Raw genomic sequence first — 23,868 nt, 5'->3', positions numbered from 1 at the left:
CGCTCTTCCCGCTCACTCTCGATCCCGCAGCCGGAGTGACTCGACGACGACGCCGATCGTTCCGACGATCGCTGTCGCGACGGCGCCGAACTCGAGAAGCGTCTGGAACGGCGACGCGTCGTCGGGTTCGTGGACCGTGTGATCGTGTTCTTCGTGGTCGTCTGGGTCGTGGTTGTGGTCCGCGTGCTCGTGCTCCTCGTGGTCATCTGGGTCGTGTTCGTGACCAGCTTCGGAGACTACCGTCGCGTCGATCCACTCGCTCACGTAGGAGCCGTCGGGTGCTCCCGTGAGACGGAGGTCCCACTCGCCGGCGTCGGGCAACGGCTGAACCGTCGCGTAGCTTCCGTCGTCGGTCTCCTCGAGTTCGACTTCGATCTCCGTGTCCCCGTCGCTGGCCAGCAACCGAACGGGCTGTTCGGACTCGATCGGATCGCCGTCTGCGTGGAACGTGGCCTCGAAGACGATCGGCTCGGCGGCCTGGAGGACCAGCGAGTCGTCGTCCGTCTCCTCGACGACCGGGAGCACCGATAGCTCGACGAGAGCGTCGTCGTACTCGTACTCGATGGTCCCCTCGACCGGTTCGTCAGCGTCCGCACCCGCACCCGCGACCGCTGCCGTCGGTGCAGAGGTGAGTACGCCGGAAAGCACCACGACGACGAGCAGGAGAGCGACTTCGAGTCGGACGGTTCGGGTGATCCATCTGACTGTCCGTCGGTGTCGGTCCTCGTGTCTCTCTTCTCTCCCGCCGTCGGTGCTCGTCGGTCGCGAGGCGTCGCCCGCTTCGGTGGGGCGGGCGGACTCGAGGCGATCCAGGAGTACGAACCGGGTGATTCCGCCGAGTACGAGCGCGGCGGCGATGAGGGCCAGTTTCGAGACCAGGATGAGTCCGTAGAACGTCTCCGTGAGGCCGTCTGCGGTCGGGACGTGCCAGGACGCGAGGACGAATCCTGTCGTCACGACGGCCGTAACGCCGAGGAGGGCGAGCACGGAGAACCGGCGAATCGCGTCCGCGAGGAGTGAAGGACGGTCATCGGGAACGGCGTCTCGAACCGCCGGCGCGACGACGAACGCGAGAACGACCAGCCCACCGGCCCAGAGGCCGGCCCCGAGAAGGTGGACGAGATCGACGACCGTCCCCGAGAACCGATCGATCGCGGTCGCGGAGTGGCTCGTCCAGGCGACCGTCGCCGCGAGTGCCAGTGCCCCGACGAACACTCCGACGAGCGAACCGCGACGGGAGAGCCGTCCGCGCATCGTCGCAACCGTGAGCGCGACGAGACCCGCACCGAGCGCGACCTGAACGAGCCACGCCTGTCCGAGCGGCGTCTCCACGAACCGGGTCAGCGTCTCGAGCGAGAGCGGGCCGAGCGCTCGACTCCGGGCGAGTCCGAGCACGAACGCACCGAGGGCGGCGAGCACGGCAGCGCCAGTGAGGAGTCGGTCGATCCGTCCGGCGACCCCGTTCCGCGGGGACTCCCGTCGGGCGAAACGCGGTCCGATCACCACGGCGACGGCCACCGGAATCCCGAGCAGGCCGACGACGCCGACCAGCAACGACGACTTCGCTCCCGCTTCGAGCGGCGAGACGGATTCGTCTGCTTCACCTTCGCCGTCCTCGTAGGCCTCGAGAACGGCGTCTCGATCGAGTGGTTCGTCGCCGACGGCGAAGAAGAACGACCCCGAGGTAGTGTGGCCGTCCTCGGCGAGCACCTCCCAGTCGACGGTGTACATGCCTTCGTCGTCGATGTCGTCCTCGATCGGCACGCGGACGATCTGTGTATCGTCGGGATCGATATCGGGGTCAGCCGAGACGACCTCGCCGTTTGGCCCCTCGACGGTGACGTCGGCGTTGACGACGCCGTCGCCCGAGAAGTGGAGCGTGATCTCGTCGGGAACGGTCTCGACCTGTTCGCCGTTGCTGGGATCGGTCTCGCTCAGGTAAGCGTGAGCGGTGACGGGCGTCGCGACGAGTCCCAGCACGAGCACGACGGCGAGGAGACCGACGGCTACCGCCGTGACGGACGACGGGCGGCGGGAGGTATCGTCACGACCGACCGACGGGTTCGACGCCATCGGTCACCTGAGTTGTCCGGAGTAGCCGACGCCCGAATCGCCGACGTACTGGACCGTGTCGACGCCGTCCTCGACCTCGACGTGGTCGACGACCTCCTGGGCTTCCATGTCGACGATAGCGACGATCCCGTCGTCGTCCGCGGGCGTGACGAAGTAGCCGCCGCCCGCGATCCCGGTCCGGTGGAGGTGCCGAGCACCCTCCGGACGGACGATGTCGCCGACGTCGACCGTCTCGACGACCTCGAACTCTTCGACGTCGATAACCGACGCCTCGTCGGTCTGCGTATGTGCGGTGTAGGCGTACAGCGTTCCGTCGTCGCTCTCGTGGTACCGGAGGGCGTCGGGACCGTCGTCGACCTCGACGGAGCCGAGTTCCTCGCTATCTTCGCTCGTTGCGTCGAGGAAGCGGATCGTGTCGCCGTCGAGCACGCCCATAACCTCCTCGTCGGGTGAGAGGTACATTCCGCCCGCAACGTCGAGCGTGTCGACGATCTCGTCGGTCTCGCTGTCGACGACTGCCGTCTCGTCGCCGTGTTCGAAGTACGCCAGCCCCGTCTCGGGAGCGTAGGCCTTGTAGTGGGTTCCCTCCTCGTCGTTCTCGAGTTCGACGTCGTCCGTTCGCTCGTACTCCTCGAGGTCGATGATCAACGCGGCGGGATCGTTGACGTTCGTCGCGTACGCCCTCGTGCCGAGATCCTCGTGGTAGAGCAGTTTCCCGTGGCCCTCGTTCTCGAGACCCGACTGGACGATCTCGGTGACCTCGTGGGAGTCAGTGTCGATGACGTAGAACGCCCCCTCGTCGTCGCTGTGTGCCCACATCTCGTCGTCGTTGGGGTGGTACATGTGCGTGACGCCGGGGCCGACGTCGACCTCGTCGACGATTTCGCGGGCTTCGGTGTCGATGACGAGCACCTGCGAGGGGGACTCCCGAACGACGTAAATCTCGCTATAGTCGGCCGTGATCCGCGGGTCGCCCCATCCCTCGTCGGAGAGGTCATCGGTGATTTCGTCGACTACTTCGCCCTCTTCGGGGTCGATGATCGAGATCGTGTTCGGGGCGAAGGCGTAGACCATTCCCTCACTCCCCTCGGTCTCGGGGTCGTCGGTCCCGTCGTCGCCGGTTTCACCCTGGTCGGCGTCGTCATCGCCATCGTCGCCTTCGCCGCCGTCGCCGAGACAGCCGGCGAGTCCGATCACGGCACTGCCAGTTACCACCTGTACGAATCGTCGTCGATCGATCGAACCGTTCATGCGAGTTGCAAGAACGCCCCTCATATTTCGGGTTCTGGTTCAATAGTAGAAACCGTGGGAAAGGGTTTCACTGGCGTCTGAGAGGAACGTCCAGTCGATTCCGGCGTCGAGGCGATCGATCGAACGTTTTCTGCTGGGAAAATCGCGAACACTTAGTACGGTGGGTTTCGACACACACGACCATGGGATTCGACGAGATGGATGTCGACACGATCTGGATGGACGGTGAGTTCGTCGACTGGGAGGACGCACAGATCCACGTGCTCACCCACGGTCTCCACTACGGCAGCGGCATCTTCGAGGGTGCCCGCTGTTACGACACCGAGGAAGGCCCCGCGATCTTCCGCTGGGAAGAACACTTAGAGCGGTTCTACCAGTCCGCGAAACCGTACGAGATGGAGATCGATCACACGGCGGCGGAACTCACCGAGGCAACCCTCGAACTCATCCGGCGACAGGACCTCGCCTCCTGTTACATCCGTCCCATCGCCTTCTACGGATACGAGTCGCTCGGCGTCAGCCCGGGTGACTGCCCGACGAAAACCGCTATCGCCGCCTGGCCCTGGGGCACCTACCTCGGCGAAGACGCCCTCGAGAACGGCATCGACGTGATGGTCTCCTCGTGGCGGAAACACGCCTCGAGCCAGATCCCAACCAACGCCAAGACGACGGGACTGTACGTCAACAGCATGCTAGCGGGGGAGGAGGCCCGGCGCAACGGCTACGCGGAAGCGATCGTCCTCAACAAGGAAGGCGACGTCGCGGAAGGCCCCGGCGAGAACCTCTTCCTGGTGCGAGACGGCGAACTCTACACGCCCGGCCTCTCGGAGTCGATCCTCGACGGCATCACCCGCGACACCGTGATCACGCTCGCCGAGGATCTGGGTTACACCGTCCACGACAACGTCTCGATCTCTCGAGGTGAACTCAACACCGCCGACGAGCTGTTCTTCACCGGCTCTGCGGCCGAGGTGACGCCAATTCGGAAGGTCGACAACGTCGTCATCGGCGACGGCTCGCGCGGCCCGGTCACCGAAGAGATTCAGTCGAAGTTCTTCGAGGTCGTCGAACGGCGGACCGACGAGTACGACGAGTGGTTCGACTACGTCTGAACTGAGATCGGTCTCTGCACTATCGCTTTTCCACTGTTTCACACCGTTTTCTCCCGTGTCTGTGGCGTGCTGGCGGGGCGACCGAGCCACTCGGCTCGGTCGTCTCGCTGACTCGCGAGGGATGAGCGAGTGAGTAGAACGAACGAGTGAATCGGGTGGGGAGGGCGTGGATACTCATCGCTGCCAGCGCGAGCAGGACGGTTTGGTGTGGTTGCCAGCGCGAGCAGGACGGTTTGGTGTGGTTGCCAGCGCGAGCAGGACGGTTTGGTGTGGTTGTCGGTGCGCGTGTGACCAGTATGATTTCAGTGCGGGCAGAACGGCTCAGCGTGGTATCGGTACAGGTGCGACGATTCGAAACCGCACGTACTGTCCAGTCAGTGACCCGAGTCGTGCAGATCAACCGCAGTTCGGTTGGAACCCCGCGATATCGGTCAGGGAACGGAAACGCCGCGACGCGCCAGGTATTCGCCGGCTTCCTTGATCTCGACGGGGCTGCCGATGATCCGGTAGTACTCCTCGTTCTCCTCGAAAACCGTCACGGTAAACTCCTCGTCTATCGGCGGCTCGAGGCCGTCCAGGGTGTCTCGGTGGACGACGATTTGCGTGCTGTCACGCAGCCGTGACGGGTCGGGCATTCGGCTGTGGATTTAGCTGTCCCTGTGATATACGTGTCGAAGTCGGTTTGCAACGGTAATGAGTACTATTGGGCGATCTACCCAGATGCGCCCGGTCTATCGTGAGTCGGAGCAGCGGAACCCGCCACGACGCAGGCCACCGATTCCGGCGGTGACGCATGGAAAGGGTTTTTCGGCACGACCGGCTGGATATAGACAAATGGGGCTCGAGGAGGAGATCGACGAGATCGAGGAAGAAATAGCCAACACGCCCTACAACAAGTCGACGGAGGCCCACATCGGCCGGCTCAAGTCGAAACTTGCCGAGAAAAAGGAGAAACTCGAGAAACAGCAATCGGGTTCGGGCGGCGGCGGTGGTTACTCCGTCGAAAAGCACGGAGACGCGACCGTCGCGCTGGTTGGTTTCCCGAGCGTCGGCAAGTCGTCGCTGCTGAACTCGCTGACCAACGCGGAAAGCGAGACCGGTTCCTACGAGTTCACGACGCTTGACGTCAATCCCGGGATGTTGAGCCACCGCGGGGCGAACATCCAGATGTTAGACGTCCCCGGGCTGATCGAGGGGGCGGCGACAGGGAAAGGCGACGGTCAGCAGGTGCTCGCGGTCGTGCGCAACGCCGACCTGATCGTGTTCGTGCTCTCGGTGTTCGAGATCGAACAGTACGATCGCCTGCAGAAGGAGCTGTACGACATCAACATCCGCGTCGACGAAGCGCCCCCTCGGGTCACTGTCCGTCCGAAGATCAAAGACGGCATCAAGATCACCTCGAGCACCGAACAAGAGCTAGACGAGGATACGATCAAGGACGTGCTGCGCGACCAGGGCTACGTCAACGCCGATCTGAACCTTCAGGAGACGGTCACCATCGATCGGTTGATCGACGGTCTGATGGACAACCGCGAGTACATCCCGTCGATCACCTGCGTCAACAAGGTCGACCTCATCGAGCCCGACTACAAGGAGACGGTCGACGAGCAACTCAGGGAACGCGATCTGGATCCCGAGGAGGTCACCTTCATCAGCGCCGCGGAAGAGAAAGGTCTCGAGGCGCTCAAAGACCGCATCTGGGAGAACCTCGGGCTCATCCGGGTCTACATGAACAAGCCCGGTCGCGGCATCGACTGGGAGGAACCGCTCGTAATCGAGCGTGGAACGACCGTCGGCGAGGCCATCGAGAAACTCGGCGGCGAGATGGAAGAGCGGTTCCGGTTCGCCCGCGTCACCGGCCCCAGCGCCACCCACGACGAACAGCAGGTCGGGACGGACCACGTCCTCGAGGACGAGGACGTACTGAAGTTGATTCTCCGGCGGTAACACCGTCATCTCGCGCCCCGATTCGTAATCCGGTCTCTCAGGACCTGTGATTTTCCGAAACTGGTGTGTGAACCAGTAGCATTATCCCGCTGTTCGGTGAGTGTCCGACCATGTCCGAATTCGGGGCGCTCTCGCTCGTCCCGCCGGTACTCGCGATCGTCCTCGCGATCGTGACGCGGCGACCGATCCTCTCGCTGTTTCTGGGAATCTGGTCCGGTGGCGTCATCGCGACCGGTAGTCTCGGAATCGGGCAGACGTTCGCCTGGATCACCGAGTCGATCGGCGACGTCTTCCACGCCAACATCCTCGTGTTCACCCTGTTGCTCGGCTCGGGGGTCGCGCTCATCTGGCGGCTCGGCGGCGCGACCGCCGTCCGCAACTGGGCGACCAAACGACTCGAGACCCAGCGAAACACGGGACTTGCGACCTGGGTGCTCGGTATCCTCATGTTCTTCGACGACTACGCCAACACGGCCATCGTCGGCTCGACGATGCGGGACATCTCGGACCAGTTCCGAATCTCCCGCGAGAAACTGTCCTACATCGTCGACTCGACGGCCGCACCCGTCGCGACGATCGGCATCTCGAGTTGGGTCGCGTTTCAGCTGTCGATGATCGACGAGGGGTACGGCGTCATCGAGGAGGATCACGGCGTGGAGACGCCGGGGATCTTCGAGACGTTCGTGGGGTCGATCCCGTACAACACTTACGCGTTGCTTGCAATCTTGATGGTCGGAATCATCGTTATCTCTCGTCGGGACTACGGCGAGATGTTAGACGCCGAACACCGCTCCTGGCAGACGGGGAAGGTCAACCGCGACGACGCACAGCCGCTCCAGGAGGTCGAGGCCGACCTGAGCCCGCCGATCGAGGACCGGCCGATGCTGCGGACCTTCTTCGCGCCGATCGTCGTCCTGATCGTCGTCACGCTGGCCGGCGCGTTCTGGACCGGCTACCAGGAGTGGATCGACGAACAGGCCGAGGAAGGACTGCCGACGACGCTCGAGGCGGCGATGGCCGAGGAAGGGACGCTACAGGTCATCGTCGACGTCGTCGGCGCTGGCGACTTCGCGGCCGCGCTGGTCTGGGGGTCGTTCGCGATGGTGTTCGTCCTGATCGTCATCGGCCTCGCGTACGATCTGTTCGACCTCGGCGAGAGCGTCGAAACAGTACTCGAGGGCTTTTCACTCATGCTGACGGCGGTGACGATCCTCGTGCTCGCGTGGTCGATCAGCGCGGTCGCCGAGAGCCTCGGGACGGGCGCGTACGTCGCCGGCGTCGCAGAGGACGTCGTCTCGCCCGCCCTGCTTCCGATCGTCGTCCTCCTGGTCGCCGCGTTCGTCGCCTTCACGATGGGGTCGTCGTGGGCGACGATGGGAATCGTCACGCCGATCGCACTCCCCGTCGCGTACGAACTCACCGGAACCTTCGACCTGATGCCGGTGATGGTCGGCGCCGTCTTCTCGGGGGCGATCTTCGGCGATCACACCTCGCCGATCTCGGACACCTCCGTCCTCTCCTCGACGTTCACCGGAGCGGACCTCATCGACCACATCCGGACGCAGCTGTACTACGCGAGCACCGTCATGCTCGTCGTGGTCGTCTGTTACGCGCTGTACGGCTACCTCGGCGTCCCGTGGACGGTCTTTCTCCCGATCGGCGTCGTGCTACTCGTCGGACTCGTCTACGGCCTCTCGGAACTCGACGCGATGCGAAAGGGCGTCGATCCGAAGCCGTCCTCGGTCGAGGCCCAGTCCGGTGCCGCCGTCGAAGCCAACGGCAGCGGCCAGGACGACCCCGGCCGCGAGTAGACCGCCGGCTTCGCCACGTTTTTGATATTTCCGGGCGTTCCCTCGCGTATGGACGGAACGCTCGACCACACGATGATCCGCGTGTCGGATCTCGAGGAGTCGCTCGACTGGTACCAGACCCACCTCGAGTACGAGGAGAAAGACCGCTACGAGGGCGACGGCTTCACCATCGTCTACCTCGGCCCCGAGGAGATGCACGAGGAGGGTGCGATGCTCGAGATCACCCACAACGAGGGCGAAGACGTCGAAGTAGGTGACGCCTGGGGGCACATCGCCGTCCGCGTTCCCGAGGATGAACTCGAAGAGCACTACCAGCAACTGATGGACGAGGGCGTCGAGGATTACCGCGACCCCGAGTCCTGTGGCGGTCGCTACGCGTTCGTCAAAGACCCCGACGGTCACGAGATCGAGATCGTCCAGCGCGACCAGGGCGCAACCTGGTCGCTCGACCACACGATGATCCGCGTCGAGGACGCCGACGAAGCCCTCGGTTTCTGGACTCGCAAGTTCGAATACGACGAGGTCGGCCGCTGGGAGGCAGACTCTTTCGCGAACTACTTCGTCGAGCCCACAGACGCCGCGGACGAGGCGATGTCCGTCGAACTCACCTACAACTACGACGGCCGCACGTACGACATGGGCGACGCCTGGGGCCACCTCTGCGTCCGCGTCGACGACCTCGAGGACGACTGGGAGACGCTGATCGAACGCGAAGCCGACGACTACCGAGACCCCGAGAGCAACGACAACATGTACGCGTTCACCAAAGATCAGGACGGCCACGAGATCGAACTCATCGAGCGTGATCTCGAGGCCGATTCGCTGTTCCCGTTCTGAGATTTTTGGTCCAGATTTTTCGAGCGAGAACGCGTCGCGAACGGCAAAGCCGTGAGCGTGGCGTTCGAGCGACGAAAAAGTGGCAGCCGACGGCCACGAGATCGAACTCATCGAGCGTGACCTCGAGGCCGGTTCGCTGTTCCCGTTCTGAAGTCGATTCGAGATTCGAAGACTGCGTCTTTTCGAGGCGGACTCGGTCTACAGGTCCGCGACGTCTTCTTCCCAGGTCGCCGTCGAAACGATGCGGTCGCCGTCGACCTCGTACTCGACCGATGCAGCGGTCGATCCGACCTCGGTCTCGAGTGTGGCCTCGACGTCTTCGTCGAGGTCGTCGAAGATAGCCGCGAACTCGCCGGTCGACTTCGACGGCCCTTCGATGGTGAGCGAGGCGGTGAACCCCCTGGCGCCGTCGAGTTCCTCGAGTTCCTCGTCGGCCTCGAGGTCGTCGTCGGTGTCGGGGTTTCCGTAGCTGCCGATGGCGACGTGGCCGCTTCCGGCTTCCGTCAGGAGCCACTCGATGTCCTCGTTCACCTCGCGCTGTCGCTGCTCGTCACCGGCATGTGCGCCGATCGCGTTGCGAAGCTGGTCGATCGCCTCGGCGTCATCCGACCCGTTCGCGAACAGCAGTGCATCGTTCCCGACGGCGACCGTCTCGTCCTCGCTGAACCCCATTCCGAAGCCGTCCTCGTCGGTGGGTTCGTAGACGCTGAATCCGTCGATCGTCGTCGTCTGTTCGTACTCCGTCTTCACGTCCCACTCGCTCTCCGGTGGTTCGACCAGCGTCTCGTCGATCTCGTCGGTGTCGACGTCGCCGGTCAACACGACGACCTCGTCGGTGAGGAGAACGTCGTCGACGCTCGTCTCGAACGCTGACTCGTCGTCGACTGCAACGAGGTCCGTCAGTCCCGTCCCCATCAGGGTAAACGACGCGCCGAAACTGACCACGACCACGCCGAGCAGTGGTGCCGCCAGCATCGGATCGTCCCGATCGGCTACCGCCTCGTCGTCGATTTCGTCCTCCTCGGGGTTCGATTCCGGCTCGAGGTCGTCGAACTGTTCGAACGCAGCCCAGTCGACGTACGCGTAGAACGTCTCGTCGTCGGTATCACCTGCGGCCAGCCACGAGCTATACGTCGCCGTTCCGGTGTTTCCCAGTCCAACCGTATCCAGACAGCCGGCGGTGCCGGCCATCGTCGCCGCTGCAGTTCCGCCAGCGAGTCGAAGCATCGACCGCCGATCTAATTTCATGCAGTAGTAGTAAGATATGAACAGTGTATAACGCTAGCGATTGGAACTGATCGCGTCGGTCAGATCGTCTCGCAGTCCGTCGATCGAGAGCGCTCCTCGCTCGTATTGATCCCAGACGACGATCACGGAGGGAAGGACGACGATCGACGTGAGCCAGGCGTAGAACACCCCCAGCGCGAGCAGGAGACCGAACTCCATGATCAGCGGGATCAGAGCCACGTAGAGCACGCCGAGTCCGGTGACTGTCGTCAGCATGCTGCCGGTGAGCGCGCCGCCGGTGCCGCGGACGGTCACGAGCAACGACTCGTGAACGCCGTTCCCGTTCTCGTACTCGTCGACGAACCGGTGCATGAAGTGGACGGTGTAGTCTACCCCGAGTCCGATCGAAACCGACAGGATCGGCGCGTTGATCGGCGTCAACGGGACGTCGAAGTACCGCATCGAACCGGCAAGCAGCGCCACGGCGAGCAACACGGGCACCAGGTTCAAAACCCCGTAGATCGCCCGCCCCTCGAGAGTCCAGTACGAGAGAACGAGGAAGATCATCGTCAGCAGGAACGCGACGATCAGGCTGTTGACCGACGACTCGAGGGTCTGTTCGATCACGGCCTCGAAGATGACCAGTTGGCCGGTCGCCGTCGCGTCGAGGGCCATCTCGTCGGCGGTGGCTCTGCCGGCGGCGACGGCTTCGTCCTGTTCGGCGTCGACGTCGATCCGAACGTCGATCCGGGTCGCGCTCCGGTCGGTCGTCAGTCGGCCGGCGGCCTCGTCGCCCGCGCTGGAGTCGAACAGCGCATCGTAGACGGCGTCGACGTTCCGGTCGGGAATCTCGTCGCCGTTGCTGTCGTATCGATCGCGGGTCGCCGCGAACTCAGGATCGGTTGCGGCCTGGGAGTCGATAACTCCGAGGATCGTGTCGGCGTCTGCCTCCCGGCCGTCGGTCGCGAACGCGTCCGGTGGGTTCTGGAGTGTGCGGTCGATCTCTCTGAGCGCACCGTCGGATCTGAGATCGTTGTCCTCGACGTATATCGTCACTGTCCCGTCGAGACTCTGGTCGAAGTCCTCCTCGAGGTGATCGAGGACGGCCATGAACGTGTACTCGCTTGGCTGGAGCGGCCCGGGCAGGGACTCGTACTGTTCGATCCGGTCTTCGTCGGGGAAGAAGGCCTCCTGATCGAACTCGGTGTCGACGCCGGTACCGTACGCCGCCGCGCTCGCCCCGACGACGAGGATCACGACGAGGAAGATTACGGGGATAGTGCGAGCGATGTGGACGCCGACCGGGAGAACGTTGCCCATAACGGAGTTTTCCTGCCCGAGCGGGCTGGTGCCGAACTCGGGGAATCGCGTCCCCTCGCGGAGACGATCGAGTCCGACCTTCCCGGCCGGGAGGAAGACGCTGAAGATGAGAAACGTGAAGATGATGCCGGCAGCGGCGACGATTCCGAAGTCCTGCGTGATGTCGCTGACGAGATTCGCCATGAAGCTAAAGACCGTCGTCAGCGTGACGATCAGCAGTGCCGTCGTCAACTGACCGGTCGTGATCCCCATCGAGTCCCCGATCGATTTCCCTTCAGCCCGCTCCTCGCGGTAGCGATTGATGATGTGTATCCCGAAGTCGATCCCGACGGCGAGCAACAGCGGGAAGACGGTGATCAGCGAGTCGGAGAACGGAATGCCCGCGATCCCCATGAACCCGAACGTCCAGATCAACGTCATTACCAGCGCCATCAGGCCGAGCCCGAGGTCGATCGGGTCGCGGTAGGCGACCAGCAGGAAAAACAGGATCAGTATCATCGCCGCCGGGAAGACGACGATCGACGTATCGCCCAGCAACTGGACGACCTCCTCGTCGAGGAGCGCGTCACCCCAGATGACGACGTTGTCACCGGTGTCGAAGCCGTCGATCTCGTCTGCGATTTCCTGGGTCCGGAACTGGAGGTGAGCGTTGTCGCTCGTGTCCGAGGCCGGCGGCGTATCGTAGGTGACTGCGATCTGGGCGACGTCCGCCGACGCCGACTGGCGCGTGAAGTCAGTGCTGACCGGGATCCCGGCCGTCTCGTCGGCATCCGCGATGGCTGCCTCGAGTTGCCGGGGCGAGGCGCGATCGATCTCCCGGTACTGCTGTTCGGCGGTCGTCGCCTCGGGATCGAGCTGTGTCGCGACCAGGGAGGCCGGACTCGTCGTCGAGGTGACCCGGAGTCCGTCTTCGGTTTCGACCCGATCCTGAAACTCGAGCATCCGCAACAGGTTCGGCTTCGAGAGGACGTTTCCGTCGTTCTGGTCCGTAACGAATAGCTGGGCGCTGGTGCCGCCGCTACTGTGGTCCGACTGTTCGAAGTTGTCCTGCATCTCGTCGAACGCGTCCTGGGCGTCCGAGTCCTCCGTGAACTGGTCCGTGCCGGCTTCCTGTCCGCCACCGCCGGCCATCGCGCCGACCATGAAGACGCCCGTTACGAGGAGAAAGACGAGGACGATGGTCCAGGGGCGGTCCGTAATCAGGGGATTGACTCGCCTGGTGAACGGATCGCTGTCTTCCGCAGGTCGACTACTGCTGTCGCTCGAGGGGGTCCCGTCGGTGTCGTTGCCGTCCGCTTCGCCGCCGAACGGGACTCTCGAGGCGAGGAACCCGAAGAGAGAGGCGAATCTCGAGCCGCCGTCGCCGTCGGCGGCAGGCCGGTCTCGGCTGCGGTCGTCGCGGGAACCGTCGGGGTCGCTCATCGGTTACGTTCGTCGCCACCAGAGGCCGACGCCGAGGCCAGCGACGGTCAGGAGAGCCATCACCGTGACGATCGAGCCGACGTTGCCGCCGTCGTCCTCGCCAGCGCCGACGTCGATCGGGTGCTGGTAGAAGTCTGAGACGACCGTATCGCCGCGTTCGGTGTCGTACTCGAAGTCGAGTTCGATCGGGTGGGTCTCGATCGCTGCATCGGGTGCGGCCCCGATCTCGAAGCGGATCTCGGCCGACTCGCCCGGCCCGAGTTCGTTCACGAAGGCGTCGCTGTTCGGAGCCGAGAGCGGACTGTCGGTGTAGAGTTTGGCGTCGATGTTCGAGAGCGTCTCCGGCCGTTCGTTCGTGATCTCGAGGAAGACCTCGCTCGTCTCGCCCTGTCGCACGTCGGCGTCGGCGGTCTCGATAGAGAACTCCTCGTGTTGATCGGCGATGACGACGCGTTCGGACATCGGGCCATCTTCCAGTACCGAACTGCCGTCTGCGGAGTACTCCACGCTAAACTGCATCTGTCGCGGGCCGGGATCGGCCTGGCCGCTGACGTCCGTCGGATACCGGAACTCGGTGCTCTCGCCCGGCTTCAAATCGGGCAGCGCGTACCGCGTGTCCTCGACGAACAGCGAGTCACTCTGTGGTGTCACGGTCAGGACGGCGTCGTCGACCGCACGCGGACCGTCGTTCGTGACCGTCCCCGTGACGACACCGTCGTAACCGACCGCGAGCGTGCTCTCGAGACCGTCGATCGAGAACGACTGGTCGATCGTCGACAGCGACGTAGCGACGCTGTTTGCCTGCCGTTCGATGCCGTCCTCGTCGTGATAGGAGAAGTCGATCTCGAGAGGCCGGTCGCCGGCGCTGACGCCCTCGTCGATGGTGACGTCGACGGTCATCGTCGTCGACTCGTTCGGCTCGAGGTCGCCGATGATCTCCTCGGTCGGCATCTCAGCGGTGCCGCCGTCGACGGTGATGCCGTTCCCACCAGAAACGGCTGCCTTCGTCCGGTTCGACGGTACTGCACCGGTGTTTTCGATCTCGAGTACTGCTTCGGAGGTTCCACCTGGTTCGGCTGCCGTCGAGACGTCAGTCACGTCGAGGCGTGGCTCGTCCGGAACGACGACGGTCACGTCGAACCGATCGCTCGTCGACACTCGGGTTGAGCTTCCCGATCGCTCCGAGACGTATTCCATGTAGGAGTACCGAACGCGAACGCTCACGTCGTACTCGCCCGGTTCGACCGAGTCGGGGACGGCGATTCGCTGTGGTGCCTCGACGACCTGTCCGTCCTGTATCGGCCCGAGCGCGGTCTCTCCGGACTTCGCTTCGAACGGGCCGGCGTCCTCGATCTCTACGGTAGCCCCGCGGGCGGTCGTCACGTGTTGGCCGGACCCGACGATCAACTCTGCGTCGTTCTGGATCTGCAACTCGAGCGTCTCTTCGGTTCCCGGTTCGATCTCTTCGTCCTCGAGGTAGACGCCCAGGTTCGGGCTCCCGCGCTCGACGGCGCTTACGATCGCCGGTGCGGCGATGGCGCCCACGACGGCACACGAGAGGACGACCAGGGCGAGTAACCGCGCTCGGTTCCGGTTCATCGCCACCCCCTCGGCCGCGTCGTATCGGCCGTCCATCGATCGTCGAACGCGGCCCTCTCGATACACGAACTGAAACGCCCAGTCGCTGAGCGGAGACGAGCGGCGAAATTACTCATTGAGGGATAATATGACACCGAGGACATAATCGTTCTGATTGAACGTTCAATCACATCGTTTATCCCGGACCGAACCGAGGGACTACGTGATGGGTATTTCGCGGGTGTTCGGCGTCGGTCACACACTCGAGTGGGGGCACGACCGCCGAACGGTGGATCAGCATCGCACGACGGAGCCGATCGATCGCTCGAGTCCGAACGGTGGTGGGCGTCGTGAGTGACGACGTCTTCGACGATCCGTCCGGAACGCGCGAAGAGATTCTCGCAGCGACCTACCAGGCGCTCGTCGAACACGGCTACGCCGACCTGACGATCGAACGGATCGGCGACGAACTCGAGAAGAGCCAGTCGCTGATCTACCACCACTACGACGGCAAGGACGACCTCGTACTCTCGTGTCTCGAGTTCATGCTCGAGCGGTTCGAGGCGACGATGGCCGAGGACGAACTCGACGACCCACGCGACCGACTCGAGCGGGTAGTCGACTGGATGCTCGCGCCCGAACTCGATTCCGAACACCGACAGTTCTTCGCGACGACGCTAGAACTGCGAGCGCGGGCGAACTACGACTCAGCGTATCGCGACCACTTCACGCGTAGCGATCGGACGTTCGATCGCCGAATCGCGACGATCGTTCGAGAAGGGATCGAACAGGGGGAGTTTCGCGAGTGCGACCCCGAGGCCGTCGCCTCGACGCTGATGACGCTTCTAACCGGGGCGCTCTTTCGGCGCTCCTCCGTCGACGACACCGAATGGCTCGAGGGCGTCCGCGAAGAGGTCGACGCCTACCTCGAGCAGTGCGTGTACGCGACCGACGAGTGATCTGGTCCTCGCCTTCGACGACGCAAAGTGAGAAGTTCGGCCTCGTCGAACCCCGTGGTAGGTGATCGGTTTCAACGGTCGTGCTGAATAGAAGGCGCGAATGTAACACGAGCTGGTACCCATTTTGGGGAAAAGTCTAATCGCTCAATACAGGGTGTGCTCCAATGGTGATGGATCCTCAGTTTCTAGTGTCTGAAGAGACACCGTGGGACACACCACCGGTAGAACGAAAGGGGCGTATCACAATGACGGAGTATGCATCCCGCAAAAGGGTTTTTCGACGAGTGGGCGGGCTTTTACGATGCTAATTACGAGGACCAGGAAATCGGAGATGTCGAATTTTACGTCAACCTGGCTCAAGAGGTCGATGGTCCGGTTCTCGAAGTCGGCTGCGGAACAGGCCGCATATATCTCGATCTCCTTCGGGCCGGCGTGGACGCGTACGGTATCGATATCTCTGAAGAGATGCTCGCCATTCTGGAACAGAAAGCCGACGAAGCTGACCTCACACCTTCCGTTCGACAATCGGATATGACGGACTTCGTCCCTACTCGGAAGTACGAACTCATCATCGTCCCGTTTCGCACTTTCCTCCATAACGTCACAATAGCGGATCAGAAGGCGGCTCTCCGACAACTCCGCGAGGCTTTGGTGCCGGATGGACGACTCGTCCTGAACTTCTTTGTTCCGAGTTTCGATGTGATCTGCGAAACCTACGGCGACCCGAAGACGCAATCTGTCACACATCGAGGTGATGAATACGTCGTAACCGACGTATCCCGGATCGTCGATGTTTGTAATATCTGCCGTATCTCACACGAGGCGACGACCACTATCGGGAATTGGTAGAAATCCCACCGGTCAGTGCGCAGGCCTTCCGATCGACTGTTCAGTAGTTTTCACGCGAAACATACACGCCGTACTGAACGTATCCTCTGTATGCAGCACGCTCTCCTGTCACATTTTGAAAATCACAACAGAACCAGAAATTCGAACGAGGAGATTCAGTCGTCGGCTGCAGCCGCTTCCGCTTCGCCAGTGGACTCGGCCCGCTCTAAGTCCTCGAGGTACTCGTCGGCATCCAGCGCCGCCTTCGAGCCCATGCCGGCCGCGGTGACGGCCTGCTGGTAGTGGTAGTCGACGACGTCGCCGGCACCGAAGATGCCGGGGACGCCGGTCTCGGTCTGTCCGCCGCCGTCGCCGCCCTGGGTCTTGAGATAGCCGTCGTCATCCATCTCGACGCCGGTGTCCTCGAGGTACGCCGTGTTCGGCGTGTGACCGATCGCGAGGAAGACTGCGCCGACGTCGAACTCGAACTCGTTCGTCTCGGGGTCGTCGAGTCTGTCGGTGGGGTGGCCCTTGTCGTTCTCGACGAGGGTGACGTAGTCGACGCCGTCCTCCTGAGAGCCGTGGACTTCGAGCAGTTCGGTGTTTTTCATGATCTCGATCTCGCCTTCTTCGACCTTTTCGTGGACGCGGTCGACCCAGTAGTCTTCCGCGCGGAACTCCTCGCGGCGGTGGGCGATGTAGACGGTGTCGGCGAACTTGGTGAGGAAGGTCGCTTCCTCCATGGCTGCGTCGCCGCCGCCGACGACGAGCATGTCCTCGCCGCGGAAGAACGCGCCGTCACAGGTCGCACATGTCGAGAGCCCATAGCCCATGAGTTCGTCCTCGCCCGGAACCCCGAGCGTGCGGGCGCTCGCACCCGAAGCGGCGATGACGGCGTCTGCGGTGTAGACGTCGCCGTTCGTCAGTTCGACGCGGAACGGTCGACTCGAGTCGTCGACCGACTCGATAATGCCGTTTTTCAGATCGGCACCGAACTGGCGGGCCTGCTCTTTCATGTTGTTCACGAGCTCCGGCCCGCTGATTCCCTCGGGGAAGCCGGGGTAGTTCGCGACGTCGGTCGTCAACGTGAGCTGACCGCCGGGTTCGTCGCCCTCGATGACCAGCGGGTCGTTGTTCGCTCGGCCGGCGTAGATCGCTGCGGTGAGGCCCGCGATTCCCGTGCCGGCGATGATGAGCGGACGGTGTTCGACCGTCCCGTCGCCGTCGTCTTCGATGCCGAGTTTCTCGTCGAGTTCGCCCGTCTCGTCGAGCGCGCTCGTGTCGTCCCAGCCGCCGATCAGTTCGTCGTCGATGAACACCTCGGGTGCGGTCTTGCGCCCGTTGGCGCGTTCGACCATCTCCTCGAACAGTTCCTCGTCGCCCGTGACGTTGTACTCCTCGTACTCGATTCCCTTGCTGTCGAAGAGGTCCTTGGCCTTGTCGCAGTACGGACAATCCTCCTTCGTGTAGATCTCGACTCGAGGCTGGTCGCTCATTTCTCTGTTCAGGTGTAGGGAAACGTGGCGTATACGAGTTGCGTTCCCTGCAGAGTGGTCGACGAGCGAACTGCGTCGTGTCGACGCGTTTACGGCCGTCACCACCGATCGTCCGGTATGGCCGCCGATCTCGAGGAGAAGACAGACCGCTACGGCGAACTACTCGCGGAGGCGCTCGAGGAAGCGACGATCGCGCCGCGTGAGGGGTCGCCGATGTACGACGCCGCCGCGGAGTGTTACGAGATGGCCGACTCGTATCTCGAGGACGGACGACACTTCCGCGAGCACGACGATCCGGTCAACGCCCTGGCATCGTTCTCCTACGGGCACGCGTGGCTCGACGCGGGCGCGCGAATCGGACTGTTCGACGTGCCCACGGAAGGGCACCTGTTCACCGTCGAGTAGGAGTGTCGTTACGGGATGCGGACGGTGTGCTCGAGCGTCCCTACACCCTCGACCTCGATTTCGACCTCGTCGCCGTCGGAGAGCGGGCCGACGCCTTCGGGCGTGCCGGTCGCGATGACGTCACCCGGCTCGAGGGTGAGGTAGGTCGTGATCTCGGCGATCAGCTCGGGGATCGGGAAGATGAGCTGGTCGCGGGTGCCGTCCTGTTTCAGGTCGCCGTTGACGCGCGAGCGGACGGCGGCGTCCTCGGGGACCTCGTCGGGTGTCGCGAGCACCGGGCCGAGCGGTGCGGCGCCGTCGAAGGCTTTCCCGCGGATCCAGTTTTTCTCCTGGCGCTGGTCGTCGCGGTTCGAGACGTCGTTCATGCAGGTGATGCCCTCGACGACGTCCATCGCGTCGTCCTGGGGGACGTGACGGCACTGTTCGCCGATGACGACCGCGAGTTCGGCCTCGTAGTCGATGCGGTCTTTCCCCGCGGGGACGGTGACGGTGTCGCCGTGGCCCGCGAGCGCGCTCGGTGGTTTCAGGAACAGGAGTGGACGATCGGGAACGTCCGAGTCCATCTCGTCGGCGTGGTCGGCGTAGTTGCGGCCGATACAGACGATCTTCGACGGCTCACACGGCGGCAGGACGTCGATCTCGTCGCTCTCGAGGTCGTAGCTCTCGTTCGCGAAGTGGGCGATACCGTCTTCGTACTCGCCGCGGCGAACGGCACCTGCAGGATCGCGGAATCGAACGTATCTCATGGCTGGTGGCTCGTGGCGGTGGTTCAAAAACGTTGATACAGGCTACTGTAAGTCATTGACGGCGCAACCGCAGCCGATTCACGGTTGCGCCGGGAAATCGGTACAGTAGACTGTACGAGAAGACGGCGGTTCTCGTCGAGGAGATCGCCACCAGTCGGGTACGTCAGCCCATGCCACTACGCCACTGGAACGGAACGTTTTTTATTAGCCCCGAGCAATCATCGAATGCGTTCGAGACGCGCCCCGCAAGGTGGTGCGTGAACGCTCCGTTGGTGTAGTCCGGCCAATCATTTCGGCCTTTCGAGCCGATGACCTGGGTTCAAATCCCAGACGGAGCACTCTTCTGAGGAACGACGTAACGAAGAAGGAAGCGCACGCTCTGGGATTTGAACGAGAGAAGTCGCAGCGCCGAGCGTAGCGAGGTGACCGTCTTCGCGTTGTTCAAATCCCAGACGGAGCACTTCTTTGTACCTCACGTTCTCAGTGCGTACTGCAACGTGACCGAGCATCGCGTCTCGAGCCAGCAGATCCGATACGTCGCCGGAGCACTCGCGCTGATCGTCGCCGGGCTACACCTCTTCCATCCGCAACACGGCCTCGAGCGACTGATAATACTGGTCTCGGCGGATCCGACGTTGCTGGTCACCCATCCGCGCCCGCTTGCGTTCGTGCTGTCGGCGATTGCGATCGTCATCGGTATTTATCTGGTTCTATTCGGTGTTCTGGAGAAGCCGATTTACGTGCTCGGGATTTTGCTCATGATGACGTACGTCGTCGGCTACTTCGCGTGGCATCTCACCGGTCACGGTGGATTCCTGCCCGGACGCGAACCCCACTATCACGGGGTTGCACCACACGAGGTCGTCGTCAATCACCTTCGGAACGATCGCTGGGCGCTGGTTTCGGTCGTCACGGAAACGCTGCTGGCCGTCCTCTTTGCGGTCCTGTACTGGCGGGAATAGTTCTCGATTCGACTGTCCAGAAACGTCGACTGTCCCGATATGACGAGAGTTTCTGTTTTACGCTTCCGCCTTCACTAGCAGGTATGGGTTCAGGAGACGATTCGAGCAGCACCGAATCCGACGAAATGATCGACATCCTGTTGATCGAGCCACATTCGGGCGATACTCGTCTATTCGAGGAGAATCTCAGGAGTTCCAAGTTTTTGAACGACTTTCACGCCGTTTCCGACGGAGAGGAGGCACTCGAGTACCTCCACCAGCGAAACGAGTACGAAGAGGCGTCGCGTCCCGACCTCATCTTGCTCGAGCCACAGTTGCCCGGAAAGAGCGGGAAAGAGGTCGTCGCCGAGTTAGACGACGAACCGCTTGTGAGCGAGATTCCAGTCGTCGTACTGACGGGGTCGGAAACCGAGGCGGAGATCGTGAAAGACAACGGCCTCGAGGCCGACTTTTTCGTCCAGAAACCGATGGAGGCGAGTGATTTTCTCGAGTTCGTCCAGGAGATCGAGGAGTTGTGGCTCGCGCTCGTGAACGGTTCCGAGTCGGCCACGAAGTGATGGAAACGCGATTCGTCGGACTCCCGGGTTAGCGACTCGAGTCGGTCTCGTCCGGACGGACGACCGTCACTGGCGCTACCGATCGGCGGACGACCGCCTCTGCGACGCTGCCGAGCAGGAATCGTGCGATGGACTCTCGGCCGTGGCTTCCGATAACGACCTGATCCACGTCGTTGTCGTCGGCGTATCGGACGATCGCGTTGGCTGGATCGCCGCCCTCGAGTTCGGTCTCGGCCGAGATATCGTCCGGAACGGCCTCGAGTGCGTCCTCGAGGGCGCGTTCGCCTTTCTCCCGTTCGTTCGTGTGCTGGTCGTCGTCGCGGTAGCCGGGAAACGACCGGCGGCGGCTGTAGTCTGCCATCGGATCCATCACGTACAGCAGCGTCAGGTGGCCGTCGGGAAACTGTTCGCAGGCGTGCTCGAGTGCCGCTCGAGCAGCCGCCGATCCGTCGACCGGGACGAGAACGTGTGTGCTCATGCGTTAGCGTTTCACGCGATGAGCGGTAAGTGCTGGGGGTGTTCGTTACGTGGTCGTCGACGAGACGTCTGCCGTTTGCTGGCTCGTGTACACGCTCGCCGCGCCCAGGACGGTGACGGCGGCGCCGACGAGCAGGTTGTTCCAGAACAGGATTCCCACGGGATCGAAGACGAACGCCGATGCGATCGTCCACAGGCCGAGGAGGACGGCGACGACTCTCGCGGCGACGCTCGGGACTGGAATCGGACTCCCGTTCGGAAATGCCGCTGCGTAGGAGGCGGTAACGGCGATGGCACCGCCGACCAGCACGTTGTGGATGACGATCCAGCCCGTCCCGGTAAAGAACACGCCCGACACCAGAAGCCACGCTCCGATACCGGCCGAAAGGCCGATCGTCCGCTGTGCGCTGGACGACGCCGTTCGGACGGATCCGCGATCACTCGTCGTCATCGTACCGACAGTACGCTCTCGAGTACACTAAAGGTACGAGACCGTCGAATCTCGTGTCGGTCCCGGTCGGCGACAGGTTCGATCTCGAGGCGGTGTGTTCCGTGACGAGACGAGCGACCGAACCAGAAGTCAGCGGACCGAAATCTCGTAATAGTCGGTGTACTTTACCAGGTCGCAGTCGTGGAAGCCGTCGACGACGGTACCGCCGACGGCCGATTCGGGCTCATCAGTGAGTGCGGGGAGTCGTTCTTTCGCCGCTTCACCCAGTTCGTCGTAGTGACAGATCCGTGATTCGGCGGGGACGTCGTCGACTCGCTCGAGCGTGATATTCTCTCCCATGAGTCTCCGATACACACAATGGGTCGTAATAACTTCAATATTTTCCCGCCTATTGGATGAATTGTACATCTGGAGGCCGTAAAACGGAATTCAAGTGGACAAGTGTTTATGTATGAGTAATGGCGACTATTAGCATAAAATTGGGCGACACCCGGGATTCGAACGGCCGTAGCAGCCAGTTGCCGACGGTAGGGATTACTATCGGCTATGAGAAATTCGAAACATATTAACGCGAGAGCGTGGCCAACGATAGCAATGACTCAGACCCTCGAGGTAGACAGTGACGGGGTATGTGAACGCATCGTAATGGCGGTCGCTACGCTCGAAAACACGGAACCCATGGAGTTACCGCCGTTGTTCGAAGCGGTCGATCCGGATGCGTTGACGTCCGCGTTCGCGACGACCGAGTCTGGGACGGAGCGAACGGGCCGAATCGAGTTTCCGTACGCTGGCCACCACGTCACGGTCGAATTCGGGGAGCAATCGATTGTCACCGTCGAGTAGTTCGTCAGCGGTTGACGTCCGGTCGCTGGAACGTCGTCTCGTCCTGTGACGGATCTGCCAACGCCGTCTCGATTTCCGCCATCGCCGGAATGTCGCCTCGCTCGAGGCCTCCATCCCGTCTGAAGTAGTAGGTATCGGCACAACCGGCGATCAGTTCCGAGAGCGGGCGTTCTTCTTCGTGTACGACGGAGACGAGATCACCCGTCACGCCGATCAGGACGGCGTCGTCGGGTTTGTGGAGTCTCTCCCGCAACTGATCTGCGGTGACGTCTTCCGGAAGGTGAACCCGTACGCCGTCGACCGTCGCCCATCGCGTTTCCATGGCGGAGCGTTGGCAGTGGGATTCCTATACCATTGTGCCCGCAACTACAGGCCGGGCTCTCGAGTTGTTCGCGCCGGGTCGTCGCCGAGTATCCCGGAAACGCTTAGGATGGTCGGGCCCGCGTTCTCGAACGTGAGCGAGAATCGCGTCGTTCAGGGGCGAATGGTGACGGCCAAGAAACTCGCGGAACTCATCGAGGACGACTCGGTTATGGAGGCCGAGGCGATCGAGGACGCCGACCGGGAGTGTCCGGAGTGTGGCGGCGACGTCCTGACGGTCGGCTACATGCCCTCTGTCACCGAGTTCGTCACCGGCTGGAAGTGCCAGGACTGTGACTGGGCGGAGACCGATCGGGACTAAACTCGGATCGACTACCAGACGAGCCACTCGAGACCGATCACGACGGCCGCCAGAAAGACGTGTTCGCCGTCGACGACGAACCCGTAGAACAGCGGTCCCCGGTCGGGCGTCGAGAAGGGAATGTAGCCGGCGACGTAGACGTTCATCGCGAGCACGACCAGCAGACGAGGAGCGGCGACGCCGACGGCCACGACAGCGAGGACGCCGAGTGCGACGGCGACGTTACCGACCTGTGCCAGCGTTCGCGTCTGGGCTGGACCGACGGTGTTGGGAATCGTCGGAATTCCCTCCTCGAGGTCGCCCTCGATGTCTTTGACGTCGAAGATCACTGCAGCGACCGTGATCATGGCGGTCACGTAGCCGGCCAGAAACAGGATCTCGGCCGTCCAGGGCTGCTGGTAGTAGTAGCCGACCCCGAACGGAATCAACCCCCAGGCGAGTCCGACGAAGAGGTTCTTCACGAAGAAGACGCGTTTGACACCGACCAGCGAGTAGAGTACGGCTGCCAGCAGCGGTAGCGGCATGTAGATCGCTCCGGGGAGTCCCAGCGCGAGCGCGGTGACGAACGCAGCGAGATACAGCACCGACCCCAGGACCAGCCAGAGACGCCCGTACCGCCTCGTAAAGGTCGCTCGTCCCGGAACGTTTTGTTCGTCTTCCTCGATGTCGGTGAGCCGGTTGACCGTGTAGACGAAAAGCGTCGCGGCGAAGACGATGAAAAGCGGGAGCGCCTCGAGCGGGAGGCCGGCCAGGAGTATCGTCGTCACCGCCACGCTCGTGGTCGCGGTCGAGATAAAGAGGTTGCTGTGGACCAGCACGCGAAGGACGTTCTCGAGCGTGCTGACCCACTGGCTGGGCCGGGCGACGGTCGGGTTCGTCACCGG

Annotated in this window: 25 protein-coding genes and 1 tRNA gene; 13 read left to right on the top strand and 13 right to left on the bottom strand. The window is 62.8% G+C overall.

Annotated elements, in window-relative coordinates:
- Nucleotides 1-12: 12 nt before the first annotated feature.
- Both BLR35_RS11650 and BLR35_RS11645 read right to left on the bottom strand, forming a co-directional pair.
- The gene (locus BLR35_RS11650; protein ID WP_090381932.1) at nucleotides 13-2,073 is read right to left on the bottom strand and encodes a copper resistance CopC/CopD family protein; all 2,061 of its coding nucleotides are present in this window, start codon (nucleotides 2,071-2,073) and stop codon (nucleotides 13-15) included.
- A 3-nt stretch (nucleotides 2,074-2,076) separates the two neighbouring features.
- Nucleotides 2,077-3,324 carry a beta-propeller fold lactonase family protein gene (locus BLR35_RS11645; RefSeq protein ID WP_090381929.1) on the bottom strand — a complete coding sequence of 416 codons (1,248 nt, stop codon included), beginning with the start codon at nucleotides 3,322-3,324 and terminating at the stop codon, nucleotides 2,077-2,079.
- A 182-nt stretch (nucleotides 3,325-3,506) separates the two neighbouring features.
- On the opposite strand from BLR35_RS11645, the gene BLR35_RS11640 reads away from it, so the two are divergent.
- Nucleotides 3,507-4,436, top strand: a complete 930-nt coding sequence (locus BLR35_RS11640; RefSeq protein WP_090381927.1) for a branched-chain amino acid transaminase — start codon at nucleotides 3,507-3,509, stop codon at nucleotides 4,434-4,436.
- Nucleotides 4,437-4,867: 431 nt separating this feature from the next.
- Here BLR35_RS11640 and BLR35_RS11635 read toward each other — a convergent pair whose 3' ends face one another.
- Nucleotides 4,868-5,071: a VNG_1110C family protein gene (locus BLR35_RS11635; protein ID WP_090381924.1), complete on the bottom strand. Its 204-nt coding sequence runs from the start codon at nucleotides 5,069-5,071 to the stop codon at nucleotides 4,868-4,870.
- Nucleotides 5,072-5,270: 199 nt separating this feature from the next.
- Here BLR35_RS11635 and BLR35_RS11630 point away from each other — a divergent pair, with 199 nt between their 5' ends.
- The 3 genes from BLR35_RS11630 (at nucleotide 5,271) to BLR35_RS11620 (ending at nucleotide 9,031) form a co-directional block, all read left to right on the top strand.
- Nucleotides 5,271-6,383, top strand: coding sequence for an OBG GTPase family GTP-binding protein (locus BLR35_RS11630; protein WP_090381921.1), 1,113 nt, complete (start codon nucleotides 5,271-5,273; stop codon nucleotides 6,381-6,383).
- Between the two features lie 110 nt (nucleotides 6,384-6,493).
- On the top strand, nucleotides 6,494-8,194 hold the full coding sequence (locus tag BLR35_RS11625; RefSeq protein ID WP_090381918.1) for a Na+/H+ antiporter NhaC family protein: 1,701 nt from the start codon (nucleotides 6,494-6,496) through the stop codon (nucleotides 8,192-8,194).
- Nucleotides 8,195-8,242: 48 nt separating this feature from the next.
- Entirely contained in the window at nucleotides 8,243-9,031 is a 789-nt protein-coding gene (locus BLR35_RS11620) for a VOC family protein (protein WP_090381915.1), read from the top strand.
- 198 nt (nucleotides 9,032-9,229) lie between these two features.
- Here the strand turns inward: BLR35_RS11620 and BLR35_RS11615 are convergent, their stop codons facing one another.
- From BLR35_RS11615 to BLR35_RS11605, 3 genes are read right to left on the bottom strand one after another with little or no spacing between them, the layout of a single operon-like run.
- Nucleotides 9,230-10,279, bottom strand: coding sequence for a hypothetical protein (locus tag BLR35_RS11615; protein WP_244510232.1), 1,050 nt, complete (start codon nucleotides 10,277-10,279; stop codon nucleotides 9,230-9,232).
- Between the two features lie 33 nt (nucleotides 10,280-10,312).
- Nucleotides 10,313-13,000, bottom strand: a complete 2,688-nt coding sequence (locus tag BLR35_RS11610) for an efflux RND transporter permease subunit (RefSeq protein ID WP_090381910.1) — start codon at nucleotides 12,998-13,000, stop codon at nucleotides 10,313-10,315.
- 3 nt (nucleotides 13,001-13,003) lie between these two features.
- Nucleotides 13,004-14,599: a COG1361 S-layer family protein gene (locus tag BLR35_RS11605; protein WP_090382959.1), complete on the bottom strand. Its 1,596-nt coding sequence runs from the start codon at nucleotides 14,597-14,599 to the stop codon at nucleotides 13,004-13,006.
- A 205-nt stretch (nucleotides 14,600-14,804) separates the two neighbouring features.
- On the opposite strand from BLR35_RS11605, the gene BLR35_RS21140 reads away from it, so the two are divergent.
- The 3 genes from BLR35_RS21140 to BLR35_RS11595 all read left to right on the top strand — a co-directional run bounded on the left by BLR35_RS21140 (nucleotide 14,805) and on the right by BLR35_RS11595 (nucleotide 16,386).
- Nucleotides 14,805-14,936, top strand: a complete 132-nt coding sequence (locus BLR35_RS21140; protein ID WP_280139366.1) for a hypothetical protein — start codon at nucleotides 14,805-14,807, stop codon at nucleotides 14,934-14,936.
- Nucleotides 14,929-15,537: a TetR/AcrR family transcriptional regulator gene (locus tag BLR35_RS11600; protein WP_090382957.1), complete on the top strand. Its 609-nt coding sequence runs from the start codon at nucleotides 14,929-14,931 to the stop codon at nucleotides 15,535-15,537. Before BLR35_RS21140 ends, BLR35_RS11600 begins: the two co-directional genes overlap by 8 nt.
- A gap of 255 nt (nucleotides 15,538-15,792) precedes the next feature.
- Nucleotides 15,793-16,386, top strand: coding sequence for a class I SAM-dependent methyltransferase (locus BLR35_RS11595; protein WP_090381907.1), 594 nt, complete (start codon nucleotides 15,793-15,795; stop codon nucleotides 16,384-16,386).
- 155 nt (nucleotides 16,387-16,541) lie between these two features.
- On the opposite strand, the gene grxC is transcribed toward BLR35_RS11595, so the two are convergent.
- Nucleotides 16,542-17,861: a glutaredoxin 3 gene (gene grxC, locus BLR35_RS11590; RefSeq protein ID WP_090381905.1), complete on the bottom strand. Its 1,320-nt coding sequence runs from the start codon at nucleotides 17,859-17,861 to the stop codon at nucleotides 16,542-16,544.
- A 117-nt stretch (nucleotides 17,862-17,978) separates the two neighbouring features.
- Here grxC and BLR35_RS11585 point away from each other — a divergent pair, with 117 nt between their 5' ends.
- Nucleotides 17,979-18,266 (top strand): DUF357 domain-containing protein, encoded by a 288-nt coding sequence (locus BLR35_RS11585; RefSeq protein ID WP_090382954.1) that lies wholly within the window; start codon nucleotides 17,979-17,981, stop codon nucleotides 18,264-18,266.
- Nucleotides 18,267-18,274: 8 nt separating this feature from the next.
- Here the strand turns inward: BLR35_RS11585 and BLR35_RS11580 are convergent, their stop codons facing one another.
- Nucleotides 18,275-19,012: a fumarylacetoacetate hydrolase family protein gene (locus BLR35_RS11580; RefSeq protein WP_090381903.1), complete on the bottom strand. Its 738-nt coding sequence runs from the start codon at nucleotides 19,010-19,012 to the stop codon at nucleotides 18,275-18,277.
- 263 nt (nucleotides 19,013-19,275) lie between these two features.
- Between BLR35_RS11580 and BLR35_RS11575 the strand changes: the two genes are divergently transcribed.
- From BLR35_RS11575 to BLR35_RS11565, 3 genes are all read left to right on the top strand, one after another.
- Nucleotides 19,276-19,350, top strand: a tRNA-Glu gene (locus BLR35_RS11575).
- Between the two features lie 48 nt (nucleotides 19,351-19,398).
- Nucleotides 19,399-19,974 (top strand): hypothetical protein, encoded by a 576-nt coding sequence (locus BLR35_RS11570; protein ID WP_211704973.1) that lies wholly within the window; start codon nucleotides 19,399-19,401, stop codon nucleotides 19,972-19,974.
- An 83-nt stretch (nucleotides 19,975-20,057) separates the two neighbouring features.
- Nucleotides 20,058-20,531, top strand: coding sequence for a response regulator (locus tag BLR35_RS11565; RefSeq protein ID WP_090381899.1), 474 nt, complete (start codon nucleotides 20,058-20,060; stop codon nucleotides 20,529-20,531).
- Nucleotides 20,532-20,559: 28 nt separating this feature from the next.
- On the opposite strand, the gene BLR35_RS11560 is transcribed toward BLR35_RS11565, so the two are convergent.
- The 3 genes from BLR35_RS11560 to BLR35_RS11550 form a co-directional block, all read right to left on the bottom strand.
- Nucleotides 20,560-21,009 carry a universal stress protein gene (locus BLR35_RS11560; protein WP_090381896.1) on the bottom strand — a complete coding sequence of 150 codons (450 nt, stop codon included), beginning with the start codon at nucleotides 21,007-21,009 and terminating at the stop codon, nucleotides 20,560-20,562.
- Nucleotides 21,010-21,054: 45 nt separating this feature from the next.
- On the bottom strand, nucleotides 21,055-21,459 hold the full coding sequence (locus tag BLR35_RS11555) for an SPW repeat domain-containing protein (protein WP_090381894.1): 405 nt from the start codon (nucleotides 21,457-21,459) through the stop codon (nucleotides 21,055-21,057).
- Nucleotides 21,460-21,588: 129 nt separating this feature from the next.
- Nucleotides 21,589-21,798 (bottom strand): DUF7979 domain-containing protein, encoded by a 210-nt coding sequence (locus BLR35_RS11550; RefSeq protein ID WP_090381892.1) that lies wholly within the window; start codon nucleotides 21,796-21,798, stop codon nucleotides 21,589-21,591.
- A gap of 255 nt (nucleotides 21,799-22,053) precedes the next feature.
- Between BLR35_RS11550 and BLR35_RS11545 the strand changes: the two genes are divergently transcribed.
- Nucleotides 22,054-22,302, top strand: a complete 249-nt coding sequence (locus BLR35_RS11545) for a DdfA family disk-determining factor (RefSeq protein ID WP_090381890.1) — start codon at nucleotides 22,054-22,056, stop codon at nucleotides 22,300-22,302.
- Between the two features lie 4 nt (nucleotides 22,303-22,306).
- Here BLR35_RS11545 and BLR35_RS11540 read toward each other — a convergent pair whose 3' ends face one another.
- Nucleotides 22,307-22,624 carry a hypothetical protein gene (locus tag BLR35_RS11540; protein WP_090381888.1) on the bottom strand — a complete coding sequence of 106 codons (318 nt, stop codon included), beginning with the start codon at nucleotides 22,622-22,624 and terminating at the stop codon, nucleotides 22,307-22,309.
- Nucleotides 22,625-22,756: 132 nt separating this feature from the next.
- Between BLR35_RS11540 and BLR35_RS11535 the strand changes: the two genes are divergently transcribed.
- Nucleotides 22,757-22,984 (top strand): DUF5795 family protein, encoded by a 228-nt coding sequence (locus BLR35_RS11535; RefSeq protein ID WP_090382952.1) that lies wholly within the window; start codon nucleotides 22,757-22,759, stop codon nucleotides 22,982-22,984.
- Between the two features lie 11 nt (nucleotides 22,985-22,995).
- Here BLR35_RS11535 and BLR35_RS11530 read toward each other — a convergent pair whose 3' ends face one another.
- On the bottom strand, nucleotides 22,996-23,865 hold the full coding sequence (locus BLR35_RS11530) for a UbiA family prenyltransferase (protein ID WP_090381885.1): 870 nt from the start codon (nucleotides 23,863-23,865) through the stop codon (nucleotides 22,996-22,998).
- Nucleotides 23,866-23,868: the final 3 nt, after the last annotated feature.

The organism is Natronobacterium texcoconense, from assembly GCF_900104065.1.
Taxonomy (GTDB): domain Archaea; phylum Halobacteriota; class Halobacteria; order Halobacteriales; family Natrialbaceae; genus Natronobacterium; species Natronobacterium texcoconense.
This window is presented reverse-complemented; position numbering and strand designations above follow the sequence as displayed.